Genomic DNA, 22,965 nt, shown 5'->3' with positions numbered 1-22,965 from the left:
CATCCCGCTCTTTACCATATAAAAAATATAATTTGTGGAGGATGATGTTGAAATGGCAAACTTTACTGAACTGGAATTGAAATCGATGAATGAAATTTCCCACCCTTCGATGCCGGTCGGCGCGAAGCTTTACGGTGAGACGAAAGTATTTCCGGATTATAAAGCGAACGAAGGCGATAAGTTTCTGGCACTTGTGCACGGTATCGCGCATGAATCTTCCCTCTCCTACGTTGCCATTCTTCAAGCGATCCGCGCGCAGCGAAAAGGGTTCGAGACCGCTATTTATTTCTATGGAACAGGCGCAATGAACGCGATCGCCACCCGCGGATTTCCTTCAGTCGGAAACGCTGCTTTTGCAGGACAAATGAACCATAACGAGAGTCTGGCGACCTTTATCAAGGAAGGCGGCAAGGTGTATGTCTGCCGCTTCGGCCTAGGGCTGCACGGTCATCGGGAGGAAGATTTGATCGAAGGCTCCATTCCATGCCATCCGCTTGATCTGCAGGATTGCCTGATTGAATATTCCCGCGCCGGCGCATTTATTTTAAGCACATTTCAAATTTAAATCATGCCGCGCAGCATGACAGAAAGCGAAGGTGGGTTGAATGACATTATGGCTGGGTAAAGAGCGGCTTGGGGACGATCATTTTATTGTCACGGCGGAGCTCATTCCGCCCCGCAGCTGGAACCCGCAGCCGCTTGTAGATCAGGCGGTAAGATACCGGGATTCGGTGGATGCGGTAGATTTAAGCGACAACCTTCTCGCCATCGCCCGATTGTCTCCATTGGTGGGCGCCCACTTTGTACGTCAAGCCGGCGTTGAGCCGATCGTGCAAATCAATTTGCGCGATCGCAACCGGATGGCTATTCAAAGTGATTTGCTGGGGCTAGCTGCGTTAGGCGTTCGCAATATCGCGATTCTTGGCGGTTATCCGGCAAAAGTGGGAACGGAGCCGGACGCGAAAGAGGTTTATGACCTGCAGACAATGGAGCTTGTCAGCTATGTGCGTAGGTTTGCAGATGAAGGCAAGCTGTTTGATGGTACGATGATGCATGATAAGCCGACGTTTACGATCGGAACTGTGGAAAATATCGCCGGAAAGCCGATCAAAGAGCTGATCGACCGATTGGAAGCGAAGGTAGAGGGCGGAACCAATTTCGTTCGAACGCAGCTTGTGTTCGACATGGATTTAATCGGTGAATGGATGGAGGAGGCGAGAAGCCGGGAGCTGCATAAACGAATTACGATCATGGCCAGCATTTTGCCGCTTCGCGATGCGGAGCATGTCGATACGGCGCTGCGCATTCCCGGAATCGTCATTCCGGAAGCGTTTAAGGCCCGGCTTACCGAGTCGGAATCGCAGGAAGAGGGCTTGACGATTGCGGCTGAGTTGATATACAGGCTGAGAGAAATCGAGGGAATGAAGGGCATTCATATCCGTCCGATTGGCGGAGCGGAGGACAGCGTGAACAAGGTGGTTCAATTGGCAGGCCTGCATAAGGCCGGGACGGTTAAGGTCGGCGCTTAATATCCAGCTGTCCGGAAAAGGAGCTTTCCCATGAAAATTGCTCTTTATACGTATAATACAAAGCCGCGGGGCGGCGTGATTCACACGCTTGCCTTAGCGGAGGAGCTGGAAAAATACGGATGCAACGTAACGGTTTATGCGCTGGGCTTAGGCGGAGCGCAGCAATTCTATCGTCCTGTAAAGGCGGGTACGCAGGTTTTCCCATACTTATCGCGGCCTGGAGAATCGTTCGAATCCCGTATTGCCAGCTATATTGAGACGTACACGGAGGGACTCGCTTCCGAGGAGCTGGAGCAATACGACATTCATCATGTGCAGGATTGCATAAGCGCCAATTGTCTCAATCGGCTGATGGAGAGGGGGCGTGTCCCCTTCTTCCTGCGGACGGTGCATCATCTGGATGATTTTACGACACCAGCTCTCGTAAGCTGCCAGCAGAAGTCCGTAACAGCACCCGAGCAATTAATCACCGTAAGCGAATATTGGCGCTATCGTCTCCGCATAGAGCACGGCCGAGCAGCAGAGGTCATCCATAATGGAGTGGAAAATCGTTATTTCGAGCCGCGAGGCAGCAAGGCTGAGCTGAAAGACAAGTACAGCTTGTCGGGGAAAACAGTATTTCTGACTATAGGCGGTATTGAGCCGCGCAAAAATACCATTCGTACGCTGCGCGCATTCGAAATTGTGCAACGCTCCATTCCAGATGCGGTGCTAGTCATTGCCGGCGGTGCAACGCTGTTCGATTATCGTTATTATTATGACGATTTTATGAATGAATGGAACGGCATGGACAATGAGGTCCGCACTGCTGTCCGTATAGTGGGAGCGCCCAGCGATGCGGTTATACAAGATTATTACCAGCTGGCGGATTGTTATCTTCAGCCTTCTATTAAAGAAGGCTGGGGGCTGGCTATTATGGAAGCGATGGCGGGTGGTACCCCTGTCGTCGCTTCAACGATAGAAGTGTTCCGTGAATTTCTCAGCCATGAACATAATGCGCTGCTTGCCGATCCGGAAGACGAGCGGTCTATCGCCCATGGCATGCTGCGAGTCGCAAGTGATATGGCGCTTCGAGATAGACTTTCTACAGAAGGGAAAAAAACAGCTTATAAATATCACTGGAGTGCAACTGCCCAGAAACATGTCACACTATACAGGAGGCTGATGCTTAGTGGGCGAATTGACGGCACTGGTTGAAGGATTGGCGAGCTCCCCGGGACTTTTGCGCAAAAAGAATATTCAAGCGCCGCTTCGCGCCTTTCGCTGGGATCGCGACAAGATGCTCGATCCGATTGGAGACGACGCGGCCGTGCTGCCCGTCTCGGATGGCTATTTATTGATGTCCTGCGACGGCATCTTGCCGGAGCTTGTCAGGGAGGAGCCGTATTGGGCCGGCTATTGCGCTGTTCTTGTCAGCATCAGCGACATCTATGCGATGGGAGGGAGACCGACGGCTATCGTTAATCTGTTAAGCGCGCCTGATGATGATACAGCGGCGCTTATTGCAGAAGGGATGGCTGAGGGATCACGAAAATTCGAGGTTCCGATGGTCGGTGGACATTTTCTGCCGGGAGAAGCCGCAGGGGTAGGCACCGCTATTATTGGAAAGGCTAATCAATTGCTTCGCGGAACACAAGGGAAGCCGAGACAGTCGCTCCTCGTCGCCATTGACCTCGAAGGCAGACCGTTCAAGCATTACGCGCAGTGGGATTGTACCAGCCAAGCCACTCCTCAGGCTTTGCGAGCTAAGCTGGAGCTGCTGCCTCTGCTGGCGGAGCGTAAGCTAGCTTCGGCAGCAAGAGATATTAGCAATGCGGGTATTTTAGGTACGATCGCGATGCTGGCAGAGAACGCCGGGTGCGGGGCGAATGTGGAGCTTAACCTTATTCCGAAGCCTGAATCGGTCGAATGGGAACGCTGGCTGCGGATGTTTCCCGGCTACGGGTTTGTTTTATCAGCTGATTCCGAGAGCTGTATGGAGATCGTCTCCTTGTTTGAGGCTGAAGGGATTGTGGCCTGCGTAGTCGGTGAATTAACTGATGATACGCGGGTAGTCATCAGCAAAGGTGTGGAGGAAGCGGTGTTAATCGATTGGAGTAAGGAAGCATTGGTGGTGGGCAAAGCTGAAAACTAATCGGAAATCAGACAATGACAGCATAGTTGCGGCGGCCGTTCAATTCAATAGTGAGCATGGCAACACGGAAGGCAATCGTGCCCGCATAACGGAGCTGTTCATGGAAGCGGCAGCAAAAGGGGCAAAGCTCGTCGTCTTTCCCGAAATGGCGTCTAGCGGGTACGTATGGGAAAGCCGCGAAGAGATTAAGCCATGCGTGGAGACTATACCCGGACCAACCACGAATTCGCTGCTTGACGTTGCGAAGAAATATGGCAGCTATGCTGTAATTGGGCTGCCAGAGGTTGATGCTTCAACCGGTATCTATTATAACAGTGCCGCATTGATCGGACCTGAGGGCGTAATAGGCGTTTACCGCAAAACGCATCTATATGCGGCGGATCCGAGATGGGCCAGAGAGGGATCTGGAGAAATTCCGGTTTTTGAAACGGCAATCGGGCGAGTTGGCATCCTGATTTGCATGGATGCGATGTACTTCGAGCCAGCGAGGCTAGCTGCGCTGAAGCATGCCGATATCATTGCTTTTCCAACCAATTGGGTTGGCGGCGGCAACAATCCTCCCAGCAAGACCTGGTGCTTGCGGGCCAAGGAAAACGGCGTGAGCTGGGTCGCTGCCAACCGCTCGGATCAGGAAAGAGGCGCGCAATTTACAGGGGGCAGCTCGATCATCGATGCAGAAGGTAATATCCAATCGATGCTTGTTGCCGGAGAAGGCATTGTCTATGGCGAAATTCGAAATAGCAGGGATAAACGGCAGAGCAGGTTGGCAGCGCGGCGTCCCCGCGCTTATCAGGAGCTGCTGCTTCAGCCCTATTTATGGGAGGAAGGGGAGACCCGCAGTCTGACGGGGTCTGGTGGTTATCAAACTGTGATCGTTCCTTATCCCGAGGCGACAGGGGATCTTGTTACGATTGTGGGACTGACCGAGGCTTTCCGCGTATTGGAGCTGCAGCTTTCAGCTGATGAAGCGATGAGGCAATTATTCGTATTGCCCACGCTGAAGACGGATAGCCGTTTAGTATCTCATGCATTGCTTTTTAATAAATTGCGTACCATTGCCGGCCGCTGTCATGGATATATTGTGTTCGGCTTGACCGAGAAGGGATCGGCAGAAGAGGAAAGTACGGTCTATCTTATTGGCCCTGAAGGGCTGTTGGGGAGCGCTTCACCCATTCACCATAATGGAGAAATTGCAACGAGTGAGAATCGTCGGAAATTCCAGACCGTGGAGCTTCCTTTTGCGAGAGTCGGTCTTCTGCCGGAAGCGGATGCCCATTATCCCGAGTCTTATCGGGTATTAGCGAAGCAGGGTGCCGACATTATAGCCGTCTGCTCCTCGGGTGAACAGCCCGATACGGCTTGGATGAAACGCATCTGGGCATTTGAGAATGATGCGGTCATCGCTGTGGCGGCTCCTAGCGGCAGTCCGGAAAGCTTGCTGTTTCTGCACCGTCAGATTCATGATGAGGGAGACTTGATCGCTGGTCCGTTCGTTCGGACGCTTGAGACACAAATGACGGAAACGGTTAGACGACGTCCCTTCATGAAACGTTTGAAGACGCATTTGTACGAGCGATTGGTTATCGACGAAGGAAAAGGGTGATCATTTGAAGCTATTGGGAATTTCGGGCACGCTAATCGGGGCCAAAACCTTGTCCGTCGTGCAAAGTGTGGTTGATTGCGCTGCGATGCTGGATGACGAATTGGAAGTAGACGTATTGGATTTAAAAAACTGCAAATTGGAGTTTTGCGATGGCCGCGATCTGATTCTTTACAATGAAGATACCAGGCGGGCGGTTGAGGCTGTCCTGACAGCGGATTGCTTCGTCATCGGTACGCCGATCTTTCAAGCGTCGCTCTCAGGTGCTCTCAAAAACTTATTTGATCTGCTGCCGGCAACGGCTTTTCGCAATAAAGTCATTGGTTTTATCGGTACGGGAGGCACCTATCAGCATTTTCTGGTCATTGAGAATCAGTTGAAGCCGATTGCCGGTTATTTTAGAGCCTACACGGCTCCCGATTATGTCTACGCCCATCGTGAGCATTTCAATGAACGCAATGAAATAACGGATCCAAACGTACAGGAGCGTATCGAACATTTGGCCGCTCAAATTGTCGGCATGTCAAAGGCGCTTCAGACTTTGGAACCTTCAGCGGGCTAAATCGGGGAGGAAGCGTCATGCGGATTGTATTGCTTTGCGGCGGAGAGGGCAAGAGGCTGTGGCCATTGTCTTATCCCAATCGAACGAAACCGTTTATTCCGTTATTTGAGGAAGCGGACGGCAAGCAGTCGATTATCCAGCGCATATGGGGCCAGCTTCAAAGCAGCGGGCTGTCGCATCTGGTCCATTTTGTCATCGGGACGAACCAAGCTGCTCTGCTGGTTGAACAGTTAGGCCGCTCAGCCGCTTATATTATTGAACCCGCGAGCAGAGGGACTTACCCGGCAGTCGTTTATGCGGCTGCTTATTTGCGCTCCCATGAATTATTGCATGACGATGAGGCATTGCTCATTATGCCTGGCGATCTTTATGCTGACGATTCTTTTTTTGAAGCCATGAAGCAGTTGGAGCCTGCGCTCTCGAAGTCTGCCTCGCAATTAGCAATGATAGGCGTCACACCGGATTGTCCATCCGATCAATACGGCTACATCGTTCCTGAGCGTTTAGCGTTTGGGGATGACAGGAGCTATATGCATGTAAAGCATTTTTGTGAAAAGCCAGACTTGAGAGCCGCTGCCGAACTCTTGGAGCAAGGAGCTTACTGGAACTCCGGCGTTGCCGCATTTCCGCTCTCCTTCCTCCTAACGAGGATGAAAGTTAAAGGCACGAGCCTGGACTATAAATCCGTTCATGATCGTTTTTATGAGCTGGAGCCAACCAGCTTCGATTATGAAATCTTAGAAAATGTTCAGCATGCGGTCGTTTTGCCGTATGAAGGGCGTTGGAAGGATCTGGGCAGTTGGGGTGCCGTGAAGGAGGTATGGACTATTGCAGGAAGTGATCGCGTGAATAGGGATGAAGCCTGCCGAAATATATCGCTCCTTAACGAAACAGAGATCCCGGTGCGGATCAGCGGTGCAGAGAACCTGCTTATTGTTGTCAGTAAAGAGGGAATCTTAATCAAAGCCCAATGAAAAAAGGCTGTCAGGTTGAAAACAACCTTGGGACAGCCTTTTCGTTTCTTTTATTTTCCAAAAGAAACATGAATCTGAACAATTTCCGACTGACTCCCAATCCGAATTGGCGGTCCCCAGAACCCATAACCGGAGGAGACGATGGAGTGGAGCTGACCTTTTTGCAAATAACCCCAGTCGTTCTCGAACATGAGACCAGTTATCAGGTTGGCGGGAGCGACCTGCCCATAATGGGTGTGACCAGAGAGGATCAGATCGATGCCATTCTGCTGAGCGATATCGAGCTCATTTGGCTGATGATCCAGCAAAATGAACGGTTTTGATGTATCCAAGCCTGCCATTAATTCAGAAAGCGCCGCACGATCGGAATCACTGTAATCCTTGCGTCCTATAAGCGTGAATTTGTTGTCAATGGTGAGCGATTCGTCATACAGCACCTGAATACCGCTGTTTTCAAGGACACCGATCAGCTCATCGGTATGGCCTTTGTACTTGTCATGATTGCCGAGGGAAGCATATACGCCGTAAGGCGCCTCTATTTTCTCTAATAGCTTGTCAATCCCTTGATCCAAGTAAGGTTCAATTTGATCATCGAGAATATCACCAGGGAATAGAACGATATCCGGCTTGAGTGCATTGATCTCCTCAACCATTCGTTCTGCATGCTTTTTCCCGGAGAGCAGGCTGAAATGCATATCAGAAGCCATCACAATGTTTAACTGCTCAGTTGCCGGCACTTCCTTTGCAATGCTGACGTCATAAGTACGCACGGTAGGGGTATAGGCGTTGTAGGAACCGTATGCAATTAGCGAGATGAGCAATAGAAGCGTAACAAATCCGGACCACTTCACAACAGTGTGTTTCGGAAGCCGAGTCAGCCTTGACAGCCATAAAACGAGATGCACCAGCGGCAGCAGAAGAACGAGCAAGCTGAATACCGCAAGCCAATAAGAGCCGATATAGGTTATAAAATGAATATTTTGAAACACTTGTCCAAATATAAAGGAGGTAGCCAGCATGATTAGGAGGACGATATAGGCAATTCTGAAATTTTTTGAAAGCATCGGCTTCATCCACTTCCAACCGCTCCAGCCGATGAAGAAAACAAGAAATGCATAGAGAGCAATAAATAGTAATCCGATTAAAATAAACATAAAATCCTCCCTTCACTAACTTAATTATAGCAGGCGTGACCAGTGCATTTCTTCGACTTTGAAACCAACATGTGAACGCTTGTTGACATCTGCGCAGTGCTTTCGGTATTTCCTGCAACCATTTGCGTGATTCCGCAATATATTTTCGTTACGTGTAATGTCTCAATCTGCTATAATTATGTTAATCTTTGATTTTGACTATAGGGGAAATTTATATGATAAAGAGAACTTTGACTCTGCGATTCCTCATCGTAGGGCTTATTTTAATTTGTATAATGACTTTATTCTTTGGTGCGATCTTTGTTTTCCGTCAACTGAATAGACAGTATGTTATCAATGATACCTTGAAAATAAACAGGGTGTATGCGGATAAACTTGCGGATACAACCGATTTTTTGTTTGGGATGATGCATCAAAATTTAGAAGCTCAAGCAAGCGAAATAACAAAATTTTTAGGTGAGAAAAATAAGCTAAGGGCCGCTCTCGATTTAAATTTAAGTTCTTCCAGGTTCTTTAACTCATTGCTTGTCGTTTCGAAGGAAGGCGAAATACTCGTTTCATCCCCAAATCAAAACGTTGAAGGGATTATGTTAAACACGGTAGGCTCTCAACAAGCGATTAAGGAGAAACGGTTTTTGATTTCGGCGCCTTATATAGCAACCACGGGTCGTTTGCTTATACTCATTTCGCAACCGATTTGGGATGATGACGGAAATTATATGGGCTTCATAGGAGGCACTATCTATTTACAAGAAGCAAGTGTTTTGCAAAACGTATTGGGAAATCATTTCTACCAAGATGGTTCATACCTGTACGTAGTTGACCAGAGGGGCCGAATTATCTATCACCCAGATAAAGATAGAATAGGTGACGTTTCATTGAATAACCTGGTTATTAATGAAGTGATGCATGCTCATGAGGGGAGTACTCGAGTTGTAAACTCACAGGGTGTGGAGATGTTGGCGGGATACGCCTACATTAACTCAAGCCGATGGGGAATTATATCACAAACACCTTTAAAACAGGCGCTTGAACCAAATGATAATATAATTAGGAAAGTAATTCTCTATGCATTGCCTATCTTATTAGCCACAATCCTATTGTCTCTATACTTATCCAATAAAATAGCGATGCCATTAAGAACGCTTGCTAACATTTCGAGAAAGCTAATAGACAAAGAAGAAGAAAATATTGCATTTCCCAAAAATCAATCTTGGTATTACGAGGCGGATTATTTGAATAAAGCGATGGTTCACATGTTCGAAGTACTTCAACATCGTGCCAATATTTTTAAAAATGAGTCTTTGACAGACCCCTTAACAGGCCTAATGAATCGTAGAGCAATGGACATCATTATACGACAGTATGTAGAAAAAAATAAACAATTTGCAGTAGCATTAGTGGATATCGACCGATTTAAAAATGTGAACGATATATTCGGACATCAAGTTGGGGATGCCGTTCTACAATATGCAGGGAAAATGTTGAAAGATACTGTCCGAAGAGAAGATTTATGCTGCCGTTATGGTGGTGAAGAGCTAATGGTGCTTCTACCGAGCACTGATGATCAGGGAGCGTTTTCGATTATGGAAAAATATCGAAAAAAACTAAGTGAAACAATAAGTCCTTCCGGCGAAAACATCACGATTTCATGTGGAATCAGCTCATTTCCTCATCATGCGGCCTCAGCTGAAGACGTTATTCGTCTGGCAGACCAAGCCTTGTATAAGGCTAAGTCAGAGGGCCGAAATAATATAATCGTTAATACATGAAGCTGCAACAGCAGCCTGCGATATTCATGGCATTGATTTCGAGAATTTTTTTCTCACAATCGTTATGCCAAAGATGATGGGGATATATAAATAGATAAAGTAGAGAGCAAAATAAGAGAAGAGCTTTTGAGATTGTTGGATGGCGTTATGGTCCTTTAAGAGCTGGCATGCAGCAAACATTAATATTAAGATGATAATAAGGCTCACGCGCTGTTTTATTTTTGCAAGCTTCTTTAGACTGCGGCAGGCCGCCCATAAGCTGATGCTGATATTGGGGAGTACCGTTAAGCAGCATAAGGAAACGACGATATATTCGAAGCGCTCGATGAAGGGCAGTTCAACGATCTTCAACATAGACAATGTCGGCCATATATGATGCTTAAGATGGGGCTCACTATAGAATAGAAATGTAATGATGGTGATGATTAGATACAAGCAGGTCGAGAATAGAACGCCGAAGTGGGCCCATTTTTGCGATTTACCTCCATTTTTGATGAATGGGTAATAGAGGAGAAGGTACTCGAACCCAAGGAATTGAAAGAGCATTGATTTGGATGATCTGACCATTTCAATAAACGAGTGATTGAATAGAGGAAGCAGATTATTCAATTGTGCAAACTCCAACGGGAAGAATACAAGCGGGAATAGAAATAGGAAGGGGAGGCTTAGGCACCAGAAGCAAATCCCGACAATAACCCGAAAGCCGCCCGTTACAATATAATAAAGCAGAACTAGGAAGATGGTGCTGATTTGCCATGTCTTTATTAAGGGAAACATCCACACCTGGACAACCTCAATATAGGAACGGAGAATAAGAACGGCCTGCAGCAGAACATAAGCGATCACGATAACATTTACGGCACCGCCCAGCCATTTACCAAAGCAAAATTGGTTAATGTAAAAGACTTCGTTATTCATCATTTTGAGCATGCGATAGATCATCCACAATATGATTTGAATGCTGATTCCCGATAGGATGACAGCTACCCATGCATCGTAGCCGGCCCCCTCCGCAATATCCTTCTGGAATTTAGTTATACCAATGCCGATTTGACTTCCGGCGATTAAGAAGAATACTAAAAATGGAGAAACTTGAAATCGTTCATCTATGTTGGCGTTCATCTTAGCTCTCCTTCCTAAATATTATCTTACTCCGCAATTCCGGATTGCGTTATCGTTACATGTGAGCTTACTGCCGTTTTCAAATGAGGATAGTTATGCAGAAAATCCTCCTTGCTCCATTCTTTTGATTTTGCTTTCATTATTATCCCGATTCCAAGGGGATCGACCTTTAGCTTACGGAACCTTGAAATTAGTTGCTGAATTTCTTTATTAAAATGCTCTTCTACGATCTTTTCCACTATTCGATAGTCCTTATTTTTAGCGATAGGAATATTTGTTGGGACATCTAAAAGCTGAGCCGTCAAATCCAAATGGATCGATAGCTCGGGTACAGGCTTTATTTGTTTAACCGTGTATTTTACGTTTGCTTTCAGGTTTCGAAGAGAAATAAAGTCACGCTCGTTTCCTCCCGCCGGTTTGAACTGATAGCTCCCATTCTTGGTTTCATCCACTAATATTTTGAATAAGAAGGATTGATTCATATTGATGTGGGTCACATATTTATCTTTCTTGAAAATAGCCAATCCATCGATTTTGACCTCGTTTTTCTCCATTATGAAGTAAGGCATGTAAGGGTCGCTGCCCTCGTTGTAATAATTCATTAAAAATAAATGCAAATTCGTTTTCGGTAAATTGCCCAGCTTAATATTCTGTTCGATTTTATTGGTAATGTGAAAGGGGATATTTACATTTTTACTCGATTGTAAAATGGTTTTGGCGGTTGTCTCGCATATCCCCAGCTGAAGGCGGCTGCTCGTGCGCGGATCCCTACTAAACGTTTCAAGCACATGGTCAATCCCGCTTTCAGCAAAAGTTTTTCCGAATAATATGGTGCTTAGCTTTCCTATTTCAATCACGAATGCTGATTTCGTATTCATTCTCGGTATAATGTCTTCATAGGAATCGGATTCGGTTTCATGAACATGTAATTTCACCTTGCCTTTTTCCTCGAAGCTAGGATAGATAAGGGTCCCCAAATATTTATGATCCTGCATATCGTAACCAAGGGATTGGATAATTTGAATTTTGTCAATAATTCTTTGATTCGTGCAGGCGCTTAAGGTGAACACAGCGCAAATAAGCAGAAGAAAGCATCGTTTCATGTCACACCTCAATTTTCCGTTTTACTTATTCGTCAAAATCATTTTTATCCTTTTTTTCTTCATGAGGATGATATCTCCAAAGTGATTTAGGTCTCAAATGCGCCGGTCTTTTGGATGTGACACTATAGGATAACCGTACAAAGCTATCCATTAAATCCTTATACCTCAGCGGATATAAGGGAACGGTGTACGGAGAGCCAAGCGATTTTAGACGTGTAAGATGAACAATCAGAAAGCAAATGCCAAGCGCTATGCCTAATCCGCCCCAAATCGATGCGAACAGGATGAGAGGAAACCGCAAAAAACGAATCGTGTTCGACATTTTATAGATAGGTGTGGTAAAGGAAGCTAGTGCGGATAAGGCAACAATAATAAGCAGTACGTTACTGGTAAGCGCTGCTTCGACCGATGCTTGACCGATGACAATACCGCCTACTATACCCAGTGTTTGTCCGACCTTTGAAGGCAGCCGCGCTCCAGCTTCACGAAGCAGCTCGATCGTGAACTCTAGAAAAAGCACCTCTAACACAGGTGGAAAAGGCACGTTATGACGCGAATAGCTGAGCGGCCCTAATAGCACCTTCGGAATCATTTCGTAATGATAGGTTAGAACGACGATGTAGATGGAGGTCGCGAAAATAGAAAACAAAACGCCAAAGATACGGATCATGCGAAGAAATGACGCGATAACCCATGGCAAATAATAATCTTCAGGCGATATAAAAAAGTCGATCAGCGTGGAAGGAGCCGTAATGGCATACGGTGATCCATCGCTTAGAACCGCTACCTGCCCATTAATGAGAGACCAAACAGCCCGATCGACACGCTCTGTGGAAAGAGACAGCGGGAAGGGCGTTTTGGAATTATCGGATATCATTTGATGAAGCTGCGAGGAATCGAAGACCACATCAAAGTCAAGTGCTTCCAGTCGTTCCGTCATCGTACGAACATATTGTTCATTGGTAATTCCATCTATGTAGGCGATGATGACCTTTGTACGCGATACGGAGCCTATCGTCATTTCCTTCAAAATTAAATCATGCGTATTAATTTGCAGCCTTAATAAATGGATATTAATAGCTATATTTTCGACAAAACCAACCTTGGGACCGACAACGCTAAATTCGTTTTCGGCATCATTTTGTTCGCGAAGTCCAAGCTTATTGCTGGATAAAGGAATTAATGCACAGCGTTTTTCATTTTTGTTGATCTGGAGGACGACATACCCCTTCAATAATTTGAATTCGATTTCTTCGATGCTGTCCGTAACGATTATTTCTTCGATTGGAATGATATGATGAAGCTCTTCAAGACCAATTGAACGGTCATTAGCAGCATTCTGCTCCTGCAAGGCCAGCAGCAGCTTGCATTGCAGCTGTTGCTGATCGACGAGGGAAGTATAGTAGGATAGGATAAAGGTTTCTGATCCGCATGAAATGGCTGCTTGAGTAAAATCAACTGATTTATGGGCTTTTTGAAGCAGCTCCTCCAAACTGGCTGTATGTGATGTTCTTAATTGCTGCAGCTTTTTCTTATCCGCTTTAAACCGTCGCTTCAATAACATGTGCTCACCTCTTGACTTATTATCTTAAGAATGGAGTTTTTTATTCCATTTGGGAGCATCTTGGCGCTTTTTCGTGAAAAATAATTTTATTCGACTTCTTGCTTCGACAGTGTTTTAACGGGAGGAGGAATATACTTATCAGGGTAATAGTTCATTGACATCGGAGGGCTTGTAATGAAGATGAAGAATTCAAATCTTAGAAAAAGAGTGGTATGGTTCATCAATGCTGAAATTGATCGTATCCTGTTGAACCTGAAAAGCGGTGCAGTAAACAAAGAGCATGCTTTAGGGAGTCTAAATACGCTTTATCAGGTCGCATCAACAACGAAGGATTCAGATTCCATGACCCATTTATGCAAAATTATCGAAAAAATACGATATGCAGATCATAAATTGGGAATTTATCAATTGCCTGAAATGCGCAGGGAGTCAAGCTATTGAGGTTTATGTGATCCCCTGCATCTAAAGAGAAAAAGAAGGCTTTCCGGAAGCAGTTCCTGGAGAGCCTTCTTTTCGTTTGTTATCGTGCGGGTCTTCTATGCAGCACTCGGAAAATCATCTTTAATATTGGAGGAACCAGAAGTAATATAAACAAAATACGAAATAGCTGGTATGCCCATTTGGTCCATTCCGCCCGGCGCCAGGCTTAGCAGGGCGGTGGTTGGACAATCTTCGTGCAGCCTTGACAGCAGAAAGCTCATGAAGAAAGCCCCCCAAAACGTATAGCCGACAATAATCACTCCCGTATTGCGGATGCGGCTTTGAAAAGCAATCCTACAAGTAGAGAGAAGGCTAGCGTAATTGCGAATCTAGTGAAACGATTGGATGTAAGCTTTTTTTTTTGCATGAAATTCCTTCTCTACGTGGTTTTTGATAGAATAAAGCTAATTCTATCATTAAAGGACAAACCGAGGATCTGGATGGGTGAGCGCATGGGCGAGAAGGATGGGCTGGTTCGGTTCGGGGTGTCGTTCCCGGCACCGTTGATTGATCAATTTGATAAATATATTGAAGAGCTGGGCTATACGAATCGCTCGGAAGCGTTCAGGGATCTGGCGCGGAGTTCGCTGCTGGAGCCGAGGCGAATGAATGGGCAGGAGCAGGTGGCGGGTACGATTGTGCTCGTCTATGATCATCATGCAAGAGACCTTCCTGTCTTGCTGATGGATGTGCAGCACCAGTATCACCACGATATTATATCAAATATGCATGTTCATTTGAATCACGATCAATGCTTGGAGGTCATTGTAGTTAGAGGGCAGCTGTCCCGTCTGCGAGCGCTGCATCAACAGCTGCAGACGCAAAAGGGCGTCTCTTACGCTGAGCTTTCTGTTACATTTGCAGATCTGCACCATCATGATGCTAATCATGATCATAGCTGAAAAAAGTAGCTTCTTGCTCAGAGAAGCTGCTTTTTTTAATTTGCAGTTGTAGATATAGGATAAAAGTGGTGAAAGCTATTGACTATCGTGTCACAATATAACATAATCGTGTTACTAAAGCTAACACAATGGAGTGGTTGGATTTGAAGAGCAGCATTCGTTTTCTTATTTTGTTTTTTGCACTCCTAATGATACTTTCCGGCTGTGCAACGCCAAAATCGATTAACGGTTACGAATCAAGAGAGGACCTGGTTGTAGCGATTGGCTCTGAACCGGACATAGGCTTCGATCCGACAAGGGGCTGGGGACGATATGGTTCACCGTTATTTCAAAGCACGCTGCTGAAGCGCAATGATCAGCTTCAAATTGAAAATGATTTGGCGACGGGGTACGACATTAGTGAGAATGGAAAAGTTTGGACGGTCAAGCTTAGGAGCGATGTTACGTTTTCCGACAGCAAGCCGCTAACGGCTGAAGACGTAAAGTTTACCTTCGAGACGGCGGCCAGTAATGGCTCCTCGATTGATCTGACCAATCTGGCGAGCGTTGAAGCAGGCGAAGATGAAGTTAAATTTACTTTGCATCAGCCGCAGTCGACCTTCGTATATCATTTGATTGCGACCGGAATCGTGCCTAGGCACGCCTATTCAAGCACCTATGCAGAGAACCCGATCGGCTCGGGGCCTTACCTATTCGTACAATGGGATCGAGGGCAGCAGCTCATTGTGGAGGCGAATCCAGCTTATTATGGCAGCACCCCTTATTTCCAAAAGCTGACCTTCGTTTTTCTAAACGAGGATTCGGCTTTCGCGGCCGCCAAGGCGGGGAGGGTGGACATCGCTTCTGTTCCTTCTGCTTTCAGCAAGCAGCAGATAGCCGGTATGCGGCTTGAAGCGGTGAAAACGGTCGATAATCGCGGTATCGCCTTCCCTTATGTTTTAAGCGGCGGTGTAACGGAGGAGGGCTATCCGATCGGTAACGACGTAACGGCAGATCCGGCAATACGCAAAGCGATTAATATGGCAATCGATCGTCAGAAGCTAGTCGACGGGATATTGGAGGGCTATGGCACACCGGCCTTTACCGCAGTTGACGGACTTCCGTGGTGGAATGAAGAGGCAAGCATCAAGGACAATGAAGCGGACGGAGCGGCGAAGCTGCTGGCTGAAGCGGGGTGGAGCGACAAGGACATGGACGGCATTGTTGAGAAGGGTCCTTTGCCGGCCGAGTTCTCGCTTCTCTACCCGTCGGGAGATGTGACGCGGCAATCGTTAGCGCTGGCAACGGCGGAGATGGCCTTGGACATTGGCATCCGAATGAACGTTGAGGGCAAGAGCTGGGATGAAATCGAGAAGCTTATGCATGCCAATGCGGTAATGCTAGGCTGGGGAAGCCATGATCCGCTGGAAATGTATAACCTATACAGCAGTGCATATGGCGGCGTCGATTATTATAATACGGGCTATTACGGCAATCCGGCCGTTGACAACTGGTTTGAGCAGGCGCTAAACGCGAGGACGGAGGACGAGGCGATTGATTATTGGAAGAAAGCGCAGTGGGACGGACAAACGGGATTAAGCGTCAAGGGAGATGCGCCATGGGCTTGGCTTGTGAATATCGATCATTTGTACTTCGTTCATGAGGATCTGGATATTGGGATCCAGCGCATACAGCCGCATGGACATGGCTGGCCGTTAACGGATAATATTTTATCCTGGAAATGGAATGAGTAAGCGAGATGAGGATTTGGCGATGATACAGGGAATTACATTATTTATAGGAAAAAAGGCGGTTCGACTGTTTGCGCTTTTGGCTTCAGTCAGCATCGTGACCTTCGCGCTTATGAGTCTGTCGCCCATTGACCCGGTAAATTCTTATATTGGTGCAGATCTCATGCGCGTCGGACCAGAGCAAAGGGAGCAGATTACGGCCTATTGGGGGCTTGATCGGCCTTTCCCGGAGCGGTTCATGAAATGGGCGGGGGCTTTGCTGCAAGGGGATATGGGAACGTCGATGATCTATCGAGAGCCAGTGTCTGAGGTCATATCCGAGCGTTTTTTGAATTCAGCGATACTGATGGCGGCAGCTTGGCTGCTCTCAGGCATGATCGGCTTTACAGCAGGAGTAATCGCGGCGATGCACAGAGATTTGTGGCTTGATCGTATCATTAAAGGCTATTGCTATACGCTTGCTTCGACTCCCGCATTTTGGATCGCTTTATTAATAATGATGGTATTTGCCGTGTGGCTGGGCTGGTTTCCGTTCGGACTCGGCGTACCGGCTGGCGTCCTTGCAGAAAACGTGACGGCTGCAGATCATATTCGGCATATGATTTTGCCTGTTATGACGCTGAGTGTAGTTGGCATCGCGCCGATTGCGCTTCATACGCGTGAGAAGCTGATCGATGTTATGGCTAGCGACTACGTTTTGTTTGCTAGAGCAAGAGGGGAGAGAGGGCTTGGACTGTTAAGGAGGCATGGTCTTCGTAATATTGCTCTGCCTGCGATTACGCTGCAGTTCGCCGCATTCGGGGAGCTGTTCGGCGGGGCCGTTCTGGTGGAGCAGGTTTTCTCGTATCCGGGTCTTGGGCAAGCGACCGTTGATGCGGGTATTCGGGGGGATGTGCCGCTGCTGATGGGACTCGTCTTATGCAGCACGCTCTTTGTATTTGCGGGAAATGCAATTGCGGACTTTCTCTATCGAGTCATTGATCCGCGAATGCGCCTGTCGAAGGAGGTGCGCGGATGAATGCTTTGGAGCAGCGATATAGAGCCGGCAAGTCTATTCGCCGGAATGAGCGGCAGCGAACACTGCTTTCCGCCGTGGGAGCGGCGCTTCTGCTGGCTGGTATTAGTGCAGGAGCAATGCTGCTTGGTACGAAAGGCTTAGCTGTTCAACTGGACATCCGTCAATTATCTCCCTCCTTGTCTCATCCATTTGGAACGGATTGGCTTGGCAGAGATATGTTTTCGAGGACTATTAAAGGTCTTGCTTTAAGTATTCAGGTTGGCTTGCTCGGGGCGGCATGCAGCACGGTCATAGCGACCGTCATGGGGTTGTCGGCTGCTGTGCTTGGAAAATCAGCGGATCGTATCATAAGCTGGCTCATCGACGTTAGCTTAAGCGTGCCCCACCTGGTCATGCTCATTCTCATCGCATACGTAAGTGGAGGCGGCATGAAGGGAATCGCCATAGGCATAATGCTGACTCACTGGCCGAGCCTTGCCCGGGTTATTCGCGCAGAGGCGCTCCAGCTTATGTCAGCAGACTATGTACAGGTTTCAAGAAGAATGGGCAGATCGCGATACTGGATAGCGACGCGTCACTTAGCACCGCATTTACTGCCTCAGGTAATGGTGGGTTTTCTTATCCTGTTTCCGCATGCTGTGCTGCATGAGGCGGCTATTACATTTATTGGCCTTGGCATGTCGCCGCATCAGCCGGCAATCGGAATAATTTTATCGGAATCGATGCGTTATCTGTCGACGGGCATGTGGTGGCTGGCCGTATTCCCAGGCTTAGGACTATTGATTACAGTTCGTGCTTTCGATCGATTGGGTAGTCATTTGCGCCTCTTAATAGATCCGCGCAGTGCTCAATTGTAGTTTGGGAATGAAACACAGCTTCAATGTGAGGAGTGTGAGGCAAATGCCGCTATTAGAGGTTAAGAAATTATCCATATCCTTTATTCAATATGATAAAGGCAGCCGCCAACGAGAGGTTAAGGCGGTAGAGGAGCTTGATCTCTCGATTAACGAGGGTGAAATTGTGGCTGTCGTCGGGGCGAGCGGATCTGGGAAGAGCCTGCTGGCACATGCGATTATGGGGATCCTCCCGGCAAATGTCGTCATGACGGGAGATATTCAATATAATGGGAAGCCATTGGATGAAGCGGAGCTTCTAGCGTATCGCGGCAAGGATATTGCACTCGTTCCGCAATCGGTGAGCTTTCTTGATCCCCTTATTCGAGTCGGTGCGCAGCTGGGATCGAGTTCGGACACCAAATTGCAGCACGCAGAACGCCGAGGTTTGCTGAAGCGTTTCCGCTTGGAGAAGACTGTGGAGCGGCTGTTTCCGTTTCAGCTCTCGGGCGGTATGGCGCGCAAGGTGCTGGTGTCTACGGCTGCTCTGGGCAGGGCGCGTCTCATCATAGCCGATGAGCCTACGCCGGGCATGCATTCGTCAGATGTCGAGGATGCGCTGCAGCTGTTCAAGGAGCTTGCGGCTGGAGGCTGCGCAGTGCTTTTCATTACGCATGATATTGAGGCGGCGATTCGTATCGCAGATAAAGTGGCTGTATTATACGCAGGTGAAGCGGTTGAGATCGCACCCGCCAGCGATTTCAGCGGGAGCGGCGAGCAGCTCAGACATCCATACAGCCAAGCATTGTGGCGTGCGTTGCCGCAAAACGGATTTAAACCGCTGCTGGGTGCGCAGCCTCAGGCAAGCTCTCGCAAGCAAGGCTGCCTATTCTCAGATCGATGTGCTGCAGCTACGGTGAAATGTTCAGAAGAGAGGCCGAAGCCTCGTGAACTACGCGGCGGAATGACGAGGTGCTGCCATGCTTCTTGAAGCTAGAGGGCTTAGTTGGCGTTATTCTGAAGGCCAATGGCTGTTTAAAGATTTCAGCCTCACGATTCGGCCAGGAGAAATAGTCGGTTTAATCGGTCCGAGCGGATGCGGGAAAACCTCCTTGGGACGGCTTTTAGCGGGCTATGCGAAGCCGGTGGAGGGCGAGGTTTTGGTCCAAGGGCGAAAATCGGCTGACGGCGGTTATGACCCTGTTCAAATGATTTTTCAGCATCCGGAGCGCGCCGTAAATCCGCGCTGGCGGATCGGCAGAACATTAATGGAGGGTTGGTCTCCTGATGTCGAGATACTTGACTCGCTCGGAATCAGAAGGGAATGGCTGACGCGATATCCCAATGAATTGTCCGGAGGGGAACTGCAGCGCTGCTGCATCGCAAGAGCACTCGGCCCGCAAACCAGATTTCTTATTGCGGATGAAATGACGACGATGCTGGACGCCGTCACGCAGGCGCAAATCTGGCATGCTTTGTTGGAGGTTGTCCATAATCGTCAGCTTGGCATGCTAGTTATTAGCCACGACTATCCGTTAGTGAAAAAGATATGCAGTCGAACCGTCGAATTAGAAAAACAAATTCAGCCGCAAGGGTAAGCGCTATTTTTTGATGTAGCTTTTGAATAATCATACAACTCCAAGGCTGAGAGGCGTTTCAACTTGCCATGCTGTGGGTATTTAGGGCTTAACTGCTCTGGTCCCGCCGTGTGGTTTTTTTATTGGTTGTGCGGATGAACTGCAGCAGCAATAATTGTACAAGAAGGTGAAATCATGAGCAAATTAACGAGGTTCACCCGCTGGTGCGTGGCTATTATTTTGGTTCTTATTATCATTTATTTAGCCTCGCGCGTCGATTTTATATTTAAGCCCGTGCTCTCGTTGTTCAGCATGATTATTATTCCGCTCATGATTGCGGGTTTTTTCCACTATTTGCTTCGGCCGCTCGTCAATGTCATGGAAAAACGAAATATTAATCGCACGTTCTCGATATTACTTATCTATTTATCGTTTTTGCTCATACTCGTAGGCTTTAGCATGTGGGTATGGCCTTCCTTAAGAACCCAATTGCTTAATTTGGTCGAAAATGCTCCTGACCTGTTCGCTACCTTAAGCGAGCAAGTGGCGGAGCTAGAGCGGAGCGGCTTTTTGTCAAGCTTCTTACCTGAAAATGTGAACCCCCTCTCCCGCTTAACGGAGTATTTGAACAAAGGTTTTACGCTGCTTACGGAATACATGACCGGCTTGCTTACTTTCTTTTCTAATTTTGCGATTGCACTGATTACCTTCCCGGTTCTGCTCTTCTACATGCTGAAGGAAGGCGGAAAGCTGGGCGACAGATTTGTAAGCTTTATGCCCGCGCGATTCCGCCCGGATGCGGCCGAGGTCATGGACGATATCGATAAGGCGCTAAGCAGCTTTATTGTAAGCAGAGTCGTCATTAATTTAGCGCTCGGTGTATTGATGTATATCGGCTTCTTGGTTATCGATCTGCCATACGCGCTGCTGCTTACGGTTGTGGCGGTTATCTTGAACTTCATTCCGTTTATCGGCTCCTTCCTGTCTTCCATACCGATTGTCATAATCGGATTTATCGAATCACCCTCGATTGCAATATGGTCCATTATCGTCATTACAATCGCGCAGCAAATACAGGATAATGTGATTGCGCCATTGGTATTTGGCAAACAGCTTGATATTCATCCGGTTACGATTATCGTTCTTGTATTGGTCGGTGGGGATATCGCAGGTATTCTGGGCATCCTGCTTATCATTCCCGTATATATGATATTGAAAATTGTTTGGATCAAAATATATAATCTATTTATTAAGCGCAGTTGGGAAAATGCGTAGCTTCATATGGACATATGAGCTGAACAATCGAGTTTTCACGTTGCTTAACCTCCCCTTTTCTCCTAAAATGAATGAATATCATGAACGTCATGCTGCATGAAAAATATTACTGAAAGTACGGTGGTTGAACGACTATGGGGATAGAGGCTTTGAGGGGCAAACAAATTGTTATTGCCGGATCGCGCAAAACGGATGAAATGAGCTTGATTGTGGAGAAACAGGGCGGAACGCCAATCATACGCTCGCTGCAAGGACTGACGATGTTTGAGGAGACCTTATTGGAGAATCCGCTGCGCGCATTCGTTGAGCAAGGAGCCGATTGGGTTATTTTGACGACGGGTATGGGCTCTGAAAGTCTGGTAAGCGCAGCTGAGAAGCTGGGCATCGGACAAGCGTTCATCGATCGACTGAGCCATGCGAATATCGCGACAAGGGGCTACAAAACGTCTGCCTTTGTCAAACGGAGCGGACTTATAGCGGTTGTGAGCGATGCTGACGGAACGATGCAGGGGCTAATTGATAATTTAAGCTCTTATGATTTTGAAGGTCAGCGTGTCTGGATTCAGCTCCATGGGGAGCCTGCTCCCGAGCTGGTACGCTTTCTCGAGGAGAAGGGAGCGGCGCAGGTCGAATCGGTATTGCCCTACCGGCATGTGCCTCCGGAAACGGGCGTTATGGATACGCTGCTGTTCGAGCTCGAGGAGAGCGCGGTGGATGCGGTCTGCTTCACGACGGCGGTGCAGGTTCATTACTTGTTCAACTACGCTCGGCGGACAGGACGCGAAGGCAAGCTTATGAAGGCTTTAGAGCAGCGGGTTCTAGCAGGCGCAGTAGGCAAGGTGACAGCGCATGCGCTTAAGGAATACGGCGTTGAACGGGTTATTGTGCCGGAGCTGGAGCGTATGGGCGCGCTTATCGTTGAGCTTGGCCGCTATTATGAGAACGCTGAAAGCGTTGAATCTTAAAATAAAGCAATACAGGGGCTATCCTAGAGGCTGAAGCTATCCCTCGGGAAGGCTCCATTATATATCCTCCAAGCGGACGCCATGGGCCTCGTGTTCAGGACAATAGGCTCCTTTGCAACGCCGGCATATAATGCCGCATTGGCTTTACGCCTGCTGCGTTTCCCGCTCATTATTATGGCAGGCATTTTCGGGTTGTATGGCGTAATGATCGGTTTGATCGTGATTGCGAATCATCTGTTATTGCTTAGCGTGCCTTATCTGAGCCCGCTTGTTCCAGGAAACTTGAAGGCATGAAGGATCTTCTTAAGAGCAGCCAAAAACAAGGAGTGGAAGCTGTCGCGCTTCCTGGGCTGGTTTAATATTATAGCTGGCATCGCGCTGTATATTGCGAAATGGCTGCTGCAGTAATTTTTATTCGGACAATGTCCGCGCAGTTTCCGCCCACATACAATAGGGTATAGCCTACTTGGTGCGGGAAGGGGAGCGGCGTAGTGAAAAAGCGATCATTAATGATTTTATCGCTAGTCGTTTACGCTTTGATGGCCATTGTGTTTTTAATCGTCTCACTCACAGAATAAAGGGATAACATAGCAAGGGGCTGTCCAATAAGTCTCTAAAACAAAAAAAGTTGTGCGGAAAAACGTAATGTTTTCCGTCCAACTTTTTTTTGC

23 protein-coding genes and 1 pseudogene are annotated in these 22,965 nt (G+C 47.7%); 19 read left to right on the top strand and 5 right to left on the bottom strand.

What is annotated here, in order from left to right:
- Positions 1 to 52 precede the first annotated feature (52 nt).
- Genes ACO9K6_RS19500 through ACO9K6_RS19470 form a run of 7 tightly spaced genes read left to right on the top strand, consistent with a single transcriptional unit; the run spans position 53 to position 6,799 of the window.
- Positions 53 to 565 carry an MSMEG_0572/Sll0783 family nitrogen starvation response protein gene (locus ACO9K6_RS19500; protein WP_424769207.1) on the top strand — a complete coding sequence of 171 codons (513 nt, stop codon included), beginning with the start codon at positions 53 to 55 and terminating at the stop codon, positions 563 to 565.
- Between the two features lie 40 nt (positions 566 to 605).
- Complete coding sequence (locus ACO9K6_RS19495) at positions 606 to 1,529, top strand: methylenetetrahydrofolate reductase (protein ID WP_424769206.1); 924 nt, start codon at positions 606 to 608, stop codon at positions 1,527 to 1,529.
- Between the two features lie 30 nt (positions 1,530 to 1,559).
- Positions 1,560 to 2,726, top strand: a complete 1,167-nt coding sequence (locus tag ACO9K6_RS19490; protein ID WP_424769205.1) for an MSMEG_0565 family glycosyltransferase — start codon at positions 1,560 to 1,562, stop codon at positions 2,724 to 2,726.
- Entirely contained in the window at positions 2,701 to 3,663 is a 963-nt protein-coding gene (locus tag ACO9K6_RS19485) for a sll0787 family AIR synthase-like protein (RefSeq protein WP_424769204.1), read from the top strand. The genes ACO9K6_RS19490 and ACO9K6_RS19485 overlap by 26 nt, the downstream gene beginning before the upstream one ends.
- Positions 3,620 to 5,266: a nitrilase-related carbon-nitrogen hydrolase gene (locus ACO9K6_RS19480; protein WP_424769240.1), complete on the top strand. Its 1,647-nt coding sequence runs from the start codon at positions 3,620 to 3,622 to the stop codon at positions 5,264 to 5,266. The genes ACO9K6_RS19485 and ACO9K6_RS19480 overlap by 44 nt, the downstream gene beginning before the upstream one ends.
- Positions 5,267 to 5,270: 4 nt before the next feature.
- Complete coding sequence (locus tag ACO9K6_RS19475; protein ID WP_424769203.1) at positions 5,271 to 5,825, top strand: NADPH-dependent FMN reductase; 555 nt, start codon at positions 5,271 to 5,273, stop codon at positions 5,823 to 5,825.
- Positions 5,826 to 5,842: 17 nt separating this feature from the next.
- Entirely contained in the window at positions 5,843 to 6,799 is a 957-nt protein-coding gene (locus ACO9K6_RS19470) for a sugar phosphate nucleotidyltransferase (RefSeq protein WP_424769202.1), read from the top strand.
- Positions 6,800 to 6,849: 50 nt separating this feature from the next.
- Here ACO9K6_RS19470 and ACO9K6_RS19465 read toward each other — a convergent pair whose 3' ends face one another.
- Complete coding sequence (locus tag ACO9K6_RS19465; protein WP_424769201.1) at positions 6,850 to 7,953, bottom strand: metallophosphoesterase; 1,104 nt, start codon at positions 7,951 to 7,953, stop codon at positions 6,850 to 6,852.
- A 215-nt stretch (positions 7,954 to 8,168) separates the two neighbouring features.
- On the opposite strand from ACO9K6_RS19465, the gene ACO9K6_RS19460 reads away from it, so the two are divergent.
- Positions 8,169 to 9,725 carry a sensor domain-containing diguanylate cyclase gene (locus tag ACO9K6_RS19460; protein ID WP_424769200.1) on the top strand — a complete coding sequence of 519 codons (1,557 nt, stop codon included), beginning with the start codon at positions 8,169 to 8,171 and terminating at the stop codon, positions 9,723 to 9,725.
- A gap of 24 nt (positions 9,726 to 9,749) precedes the next feature.
- Here the strand turns inward: ACO9K6_RS19460 and ACO9K6_RS19455 are convergent, their stop codons facing one another.
- The 3 genes from ACO9K6_RS19455 to ACO9K6_RS19445 are packed head-to-tail and all read right to left on the bottom strand — an operon-like array spanning position 9,750 to position 13,514.
- Entirely contained in the window at positions 9,750 to 10,847 is a 1,098-nt protein-coding gene (locus ACO9K6_RS19455) for a GerAB/ArcD/ProY family transporter (protein WP_424769199.1), read from the bottom strand.
- Positions 10,848 to 10,873: 26 nt separating this feature from the next.
- Positions 10,874 to 11,950 (bottom strand): Ger(x)C family spore germination protein, encoded by a 1,077-nt coding sequence (locus tag ACO9K6_RS19450; RefSeq protein ID WP_424769198.1) that lies wholly within the window; start codon positions 11,948 to 11,950, stop codon positions 10,874 to 10,876.
- A gap of 25 nt (positions 11,951 to 11,975) precedes the next feature.
- Positions 11,976 to 13,514 carry a spore germination protein gene (locus ACO9K6_RS19445; RefSeq protein ID WP_424769197.1) on the bottom strand — a complete coding sequence of 513 codons (1,539 nt, stop codon included), beginning with the start codon at positions 13,512 to 13,514 and terminating at the stop codon, positions 11,976 to 11,978.
- A 174-nt stretch (positions 13,515 to 13,688) separates the two neighbouring features.
- Between ACO9K6_RS19445 and ACO9K6_RS19440 the strand changes: the two genes are divergently transcribed.
- On the top strand, positions 13,689 to 13,955 hold the full coding sequence (locus tag ACO9K6_RS19440) for a hypothetical protein (protein ID WP_424769196.1): 267 nt from the start codon (positions 13,689 to 13,691) through the stop codon (positions 13,953 to 13,955).
- 95 nt (positions 13,956 to 14,050) lie between these two features.
- Here the strand turns inward: ACO9K6_RS19440 and ACO9K6_RS19435 are convergent, their stop codons facing one another.
- On the bottom strand, positions 14,051 to 14,215 hold the full coding sequence (locus tag ACO9K6_RS19435) for a hypothetical protein (RefSeq protein ID WP_424769195.1): 165 nt from the start codon (positions 14,213 to 14,215) through the stop codon (positions 14,051 to 14,053).
- Positions 14,216 to 14,446: 231 nt separating this feature from the next.
- On the opposite strand from ACO9K6_RS19435, the gene nikR reads away from it, so the two are divergent.
- The 10 genes and pseudogenes from nikR (at position 14,447) to ACO9K6_RS19385 (ending at position 22,702) form a co-directional block, all read left to right on the top strand.
- Complete coding sequence (gene nikR / locus ACO9K6_RS19430; protein WP_424769239.1) at positions 14,447 to 14,896, top strand: nickel-responsive transcriptional regulator NikR; 450 nt, start codon at positions 14,447 to 14,449, stop codon at positions 14,894 to 14,896.
- A gap of 188 nt (positions 14,897 to 15,084) precedes the next feature.
- Positions 15,085 to 16,629 carry an ABC transporter substrate-binding protein gene (locus ACO9K6_RS19425; RefSeq protein ID WP_424769238.1) on the top strand — a complete coding sequence of 515 codons (1,545 nt, stop codon included), beginning with the start codon at positions 15,085 to 15,087 and terminating at the stop codon, positions 16,627 to 16,629.
- A gap of 19 nt (positions 16,630 to 16,648) precedes the next feature.
- Positions 16,649 to 17,644 carry an ABC transporter permease gene (locus ACO9K6_RS19420; protein WP_424769194.1) on the top strand — a complete coding sequence of 332 codons (996 nt, stop codon included), beginning with the start codon at positions 16,649 to 16,651 and terminating at the stop codon, positions 17,642 to 17,644.
- On the top strand, positions 17,641 to 18,501 hold the full coding sequence (locus ACO9K6_RS19415) for an ABC transporter permease (RefSeq protein ID WP_424769193.1): 861 nt from the start codon (positions 17,641 to 17,643) through the stop codon (positions 18,499 to 18,501). The genes ACO9K6_RS19420 and ACO9K6_RS19415 overlap by 4 nt, the downstream gene beginning before the upstream one ends.
- Positions 18,502 to 18,544: 43 nt before the next feature.
- Positions 18,545 to 19,468, top strand: coding sequence for an oligopeptide/dipeptide ABC transporter ATP-binding protein (locus ACO9K6_RS19410; protein ID WP_424769192.1), 924 nt, complete (start codon positions 18,545 to 18,547; stop codon positions 19,466 to 19,468).
- On the top strand, positions 19,458 to 20,075 hold the full coding sequence (locus tag ACO9K6_RS19405; RefSeq protein ID WP_424769191.1) for an ABC transporter ATP-binding protein: 618 nt from the start codon (positions 19,458 to 19,460) through the stop codon (positions 20,073 to 20,075). The genes ACO9K6_RS19410 and ACO9K6_RS19405 overlap by 11 nt, the downstream gene beginning before the upstream one ends.
- Before the next feature lie 174 nt (positions 20,076 to 20,249).
- The gene (locus ACO9K6_RS19400) at positions 20,250 to 21,329 is read left to right on the top strand and encodes an AI-2E family transporter (RefSeq protein ID WP_424769190.1); all 1,080 of its coding nucleotides are present in this window, start codon (positions 20,250 to 20,252) and stop codon (positions 21,327 to 21,329) included.
- A 134-nt stretch (positions 21,330 to 21,463) separates the two neighbouring features.
- On the top strand, positions 21,464 to 22,294 hold the full coding sequence (locus tag ACO9K6_RS19395; protein WP_424769189.1) for a uroporphyrinogen-III synthase: 831 nt from the start codon (positions 21,464 to 21,466) through the stop codon (positions 22,292 to 22,294).
- An 87-nt stretch (positions 22,295 to 22,381) separates the two neighbouring features.
- Positions 22,382 to 22,599: pseudogene (locus tag ACO9K6_RS19390) on the top strand (spore germination protein); the annotation flags it as partial.
- Positions 22,592 to 22,702 carry a CLC_0170 family protein gene (locus ACO9K6_RS19385; RefSeq protein ID WP_424769237.1) on the top strand — a complete coding sequence of 37 codons (111 nt, stop codon included), beginning with the start codon at positions 22,592 to 22,594 and terminating at the stop codon, positions 22,700 to 22,702. The pseudogene ACO9K6_RS19390 and the gene ACO9K6_RS19385, both read left to right, overlap by 8 nt.
- Positions 22,703 to 22,965: the final 263 nt, after the last annotated feature.

Source organism: Paenibacillus praedii, from assembly GCF_049725345.1.
Taxonomy (GTDB): domain Bacteria; phylum Bacillota; class Bacilli; order Paenibacillales; family Paenibacillaceae; genus Pristimantibacillus.
The sequence above is the reverse complement of the archived record's forward strand: the minus strand, read 5'-3'. Positions and strand labels throughout refer to the sequence as shown.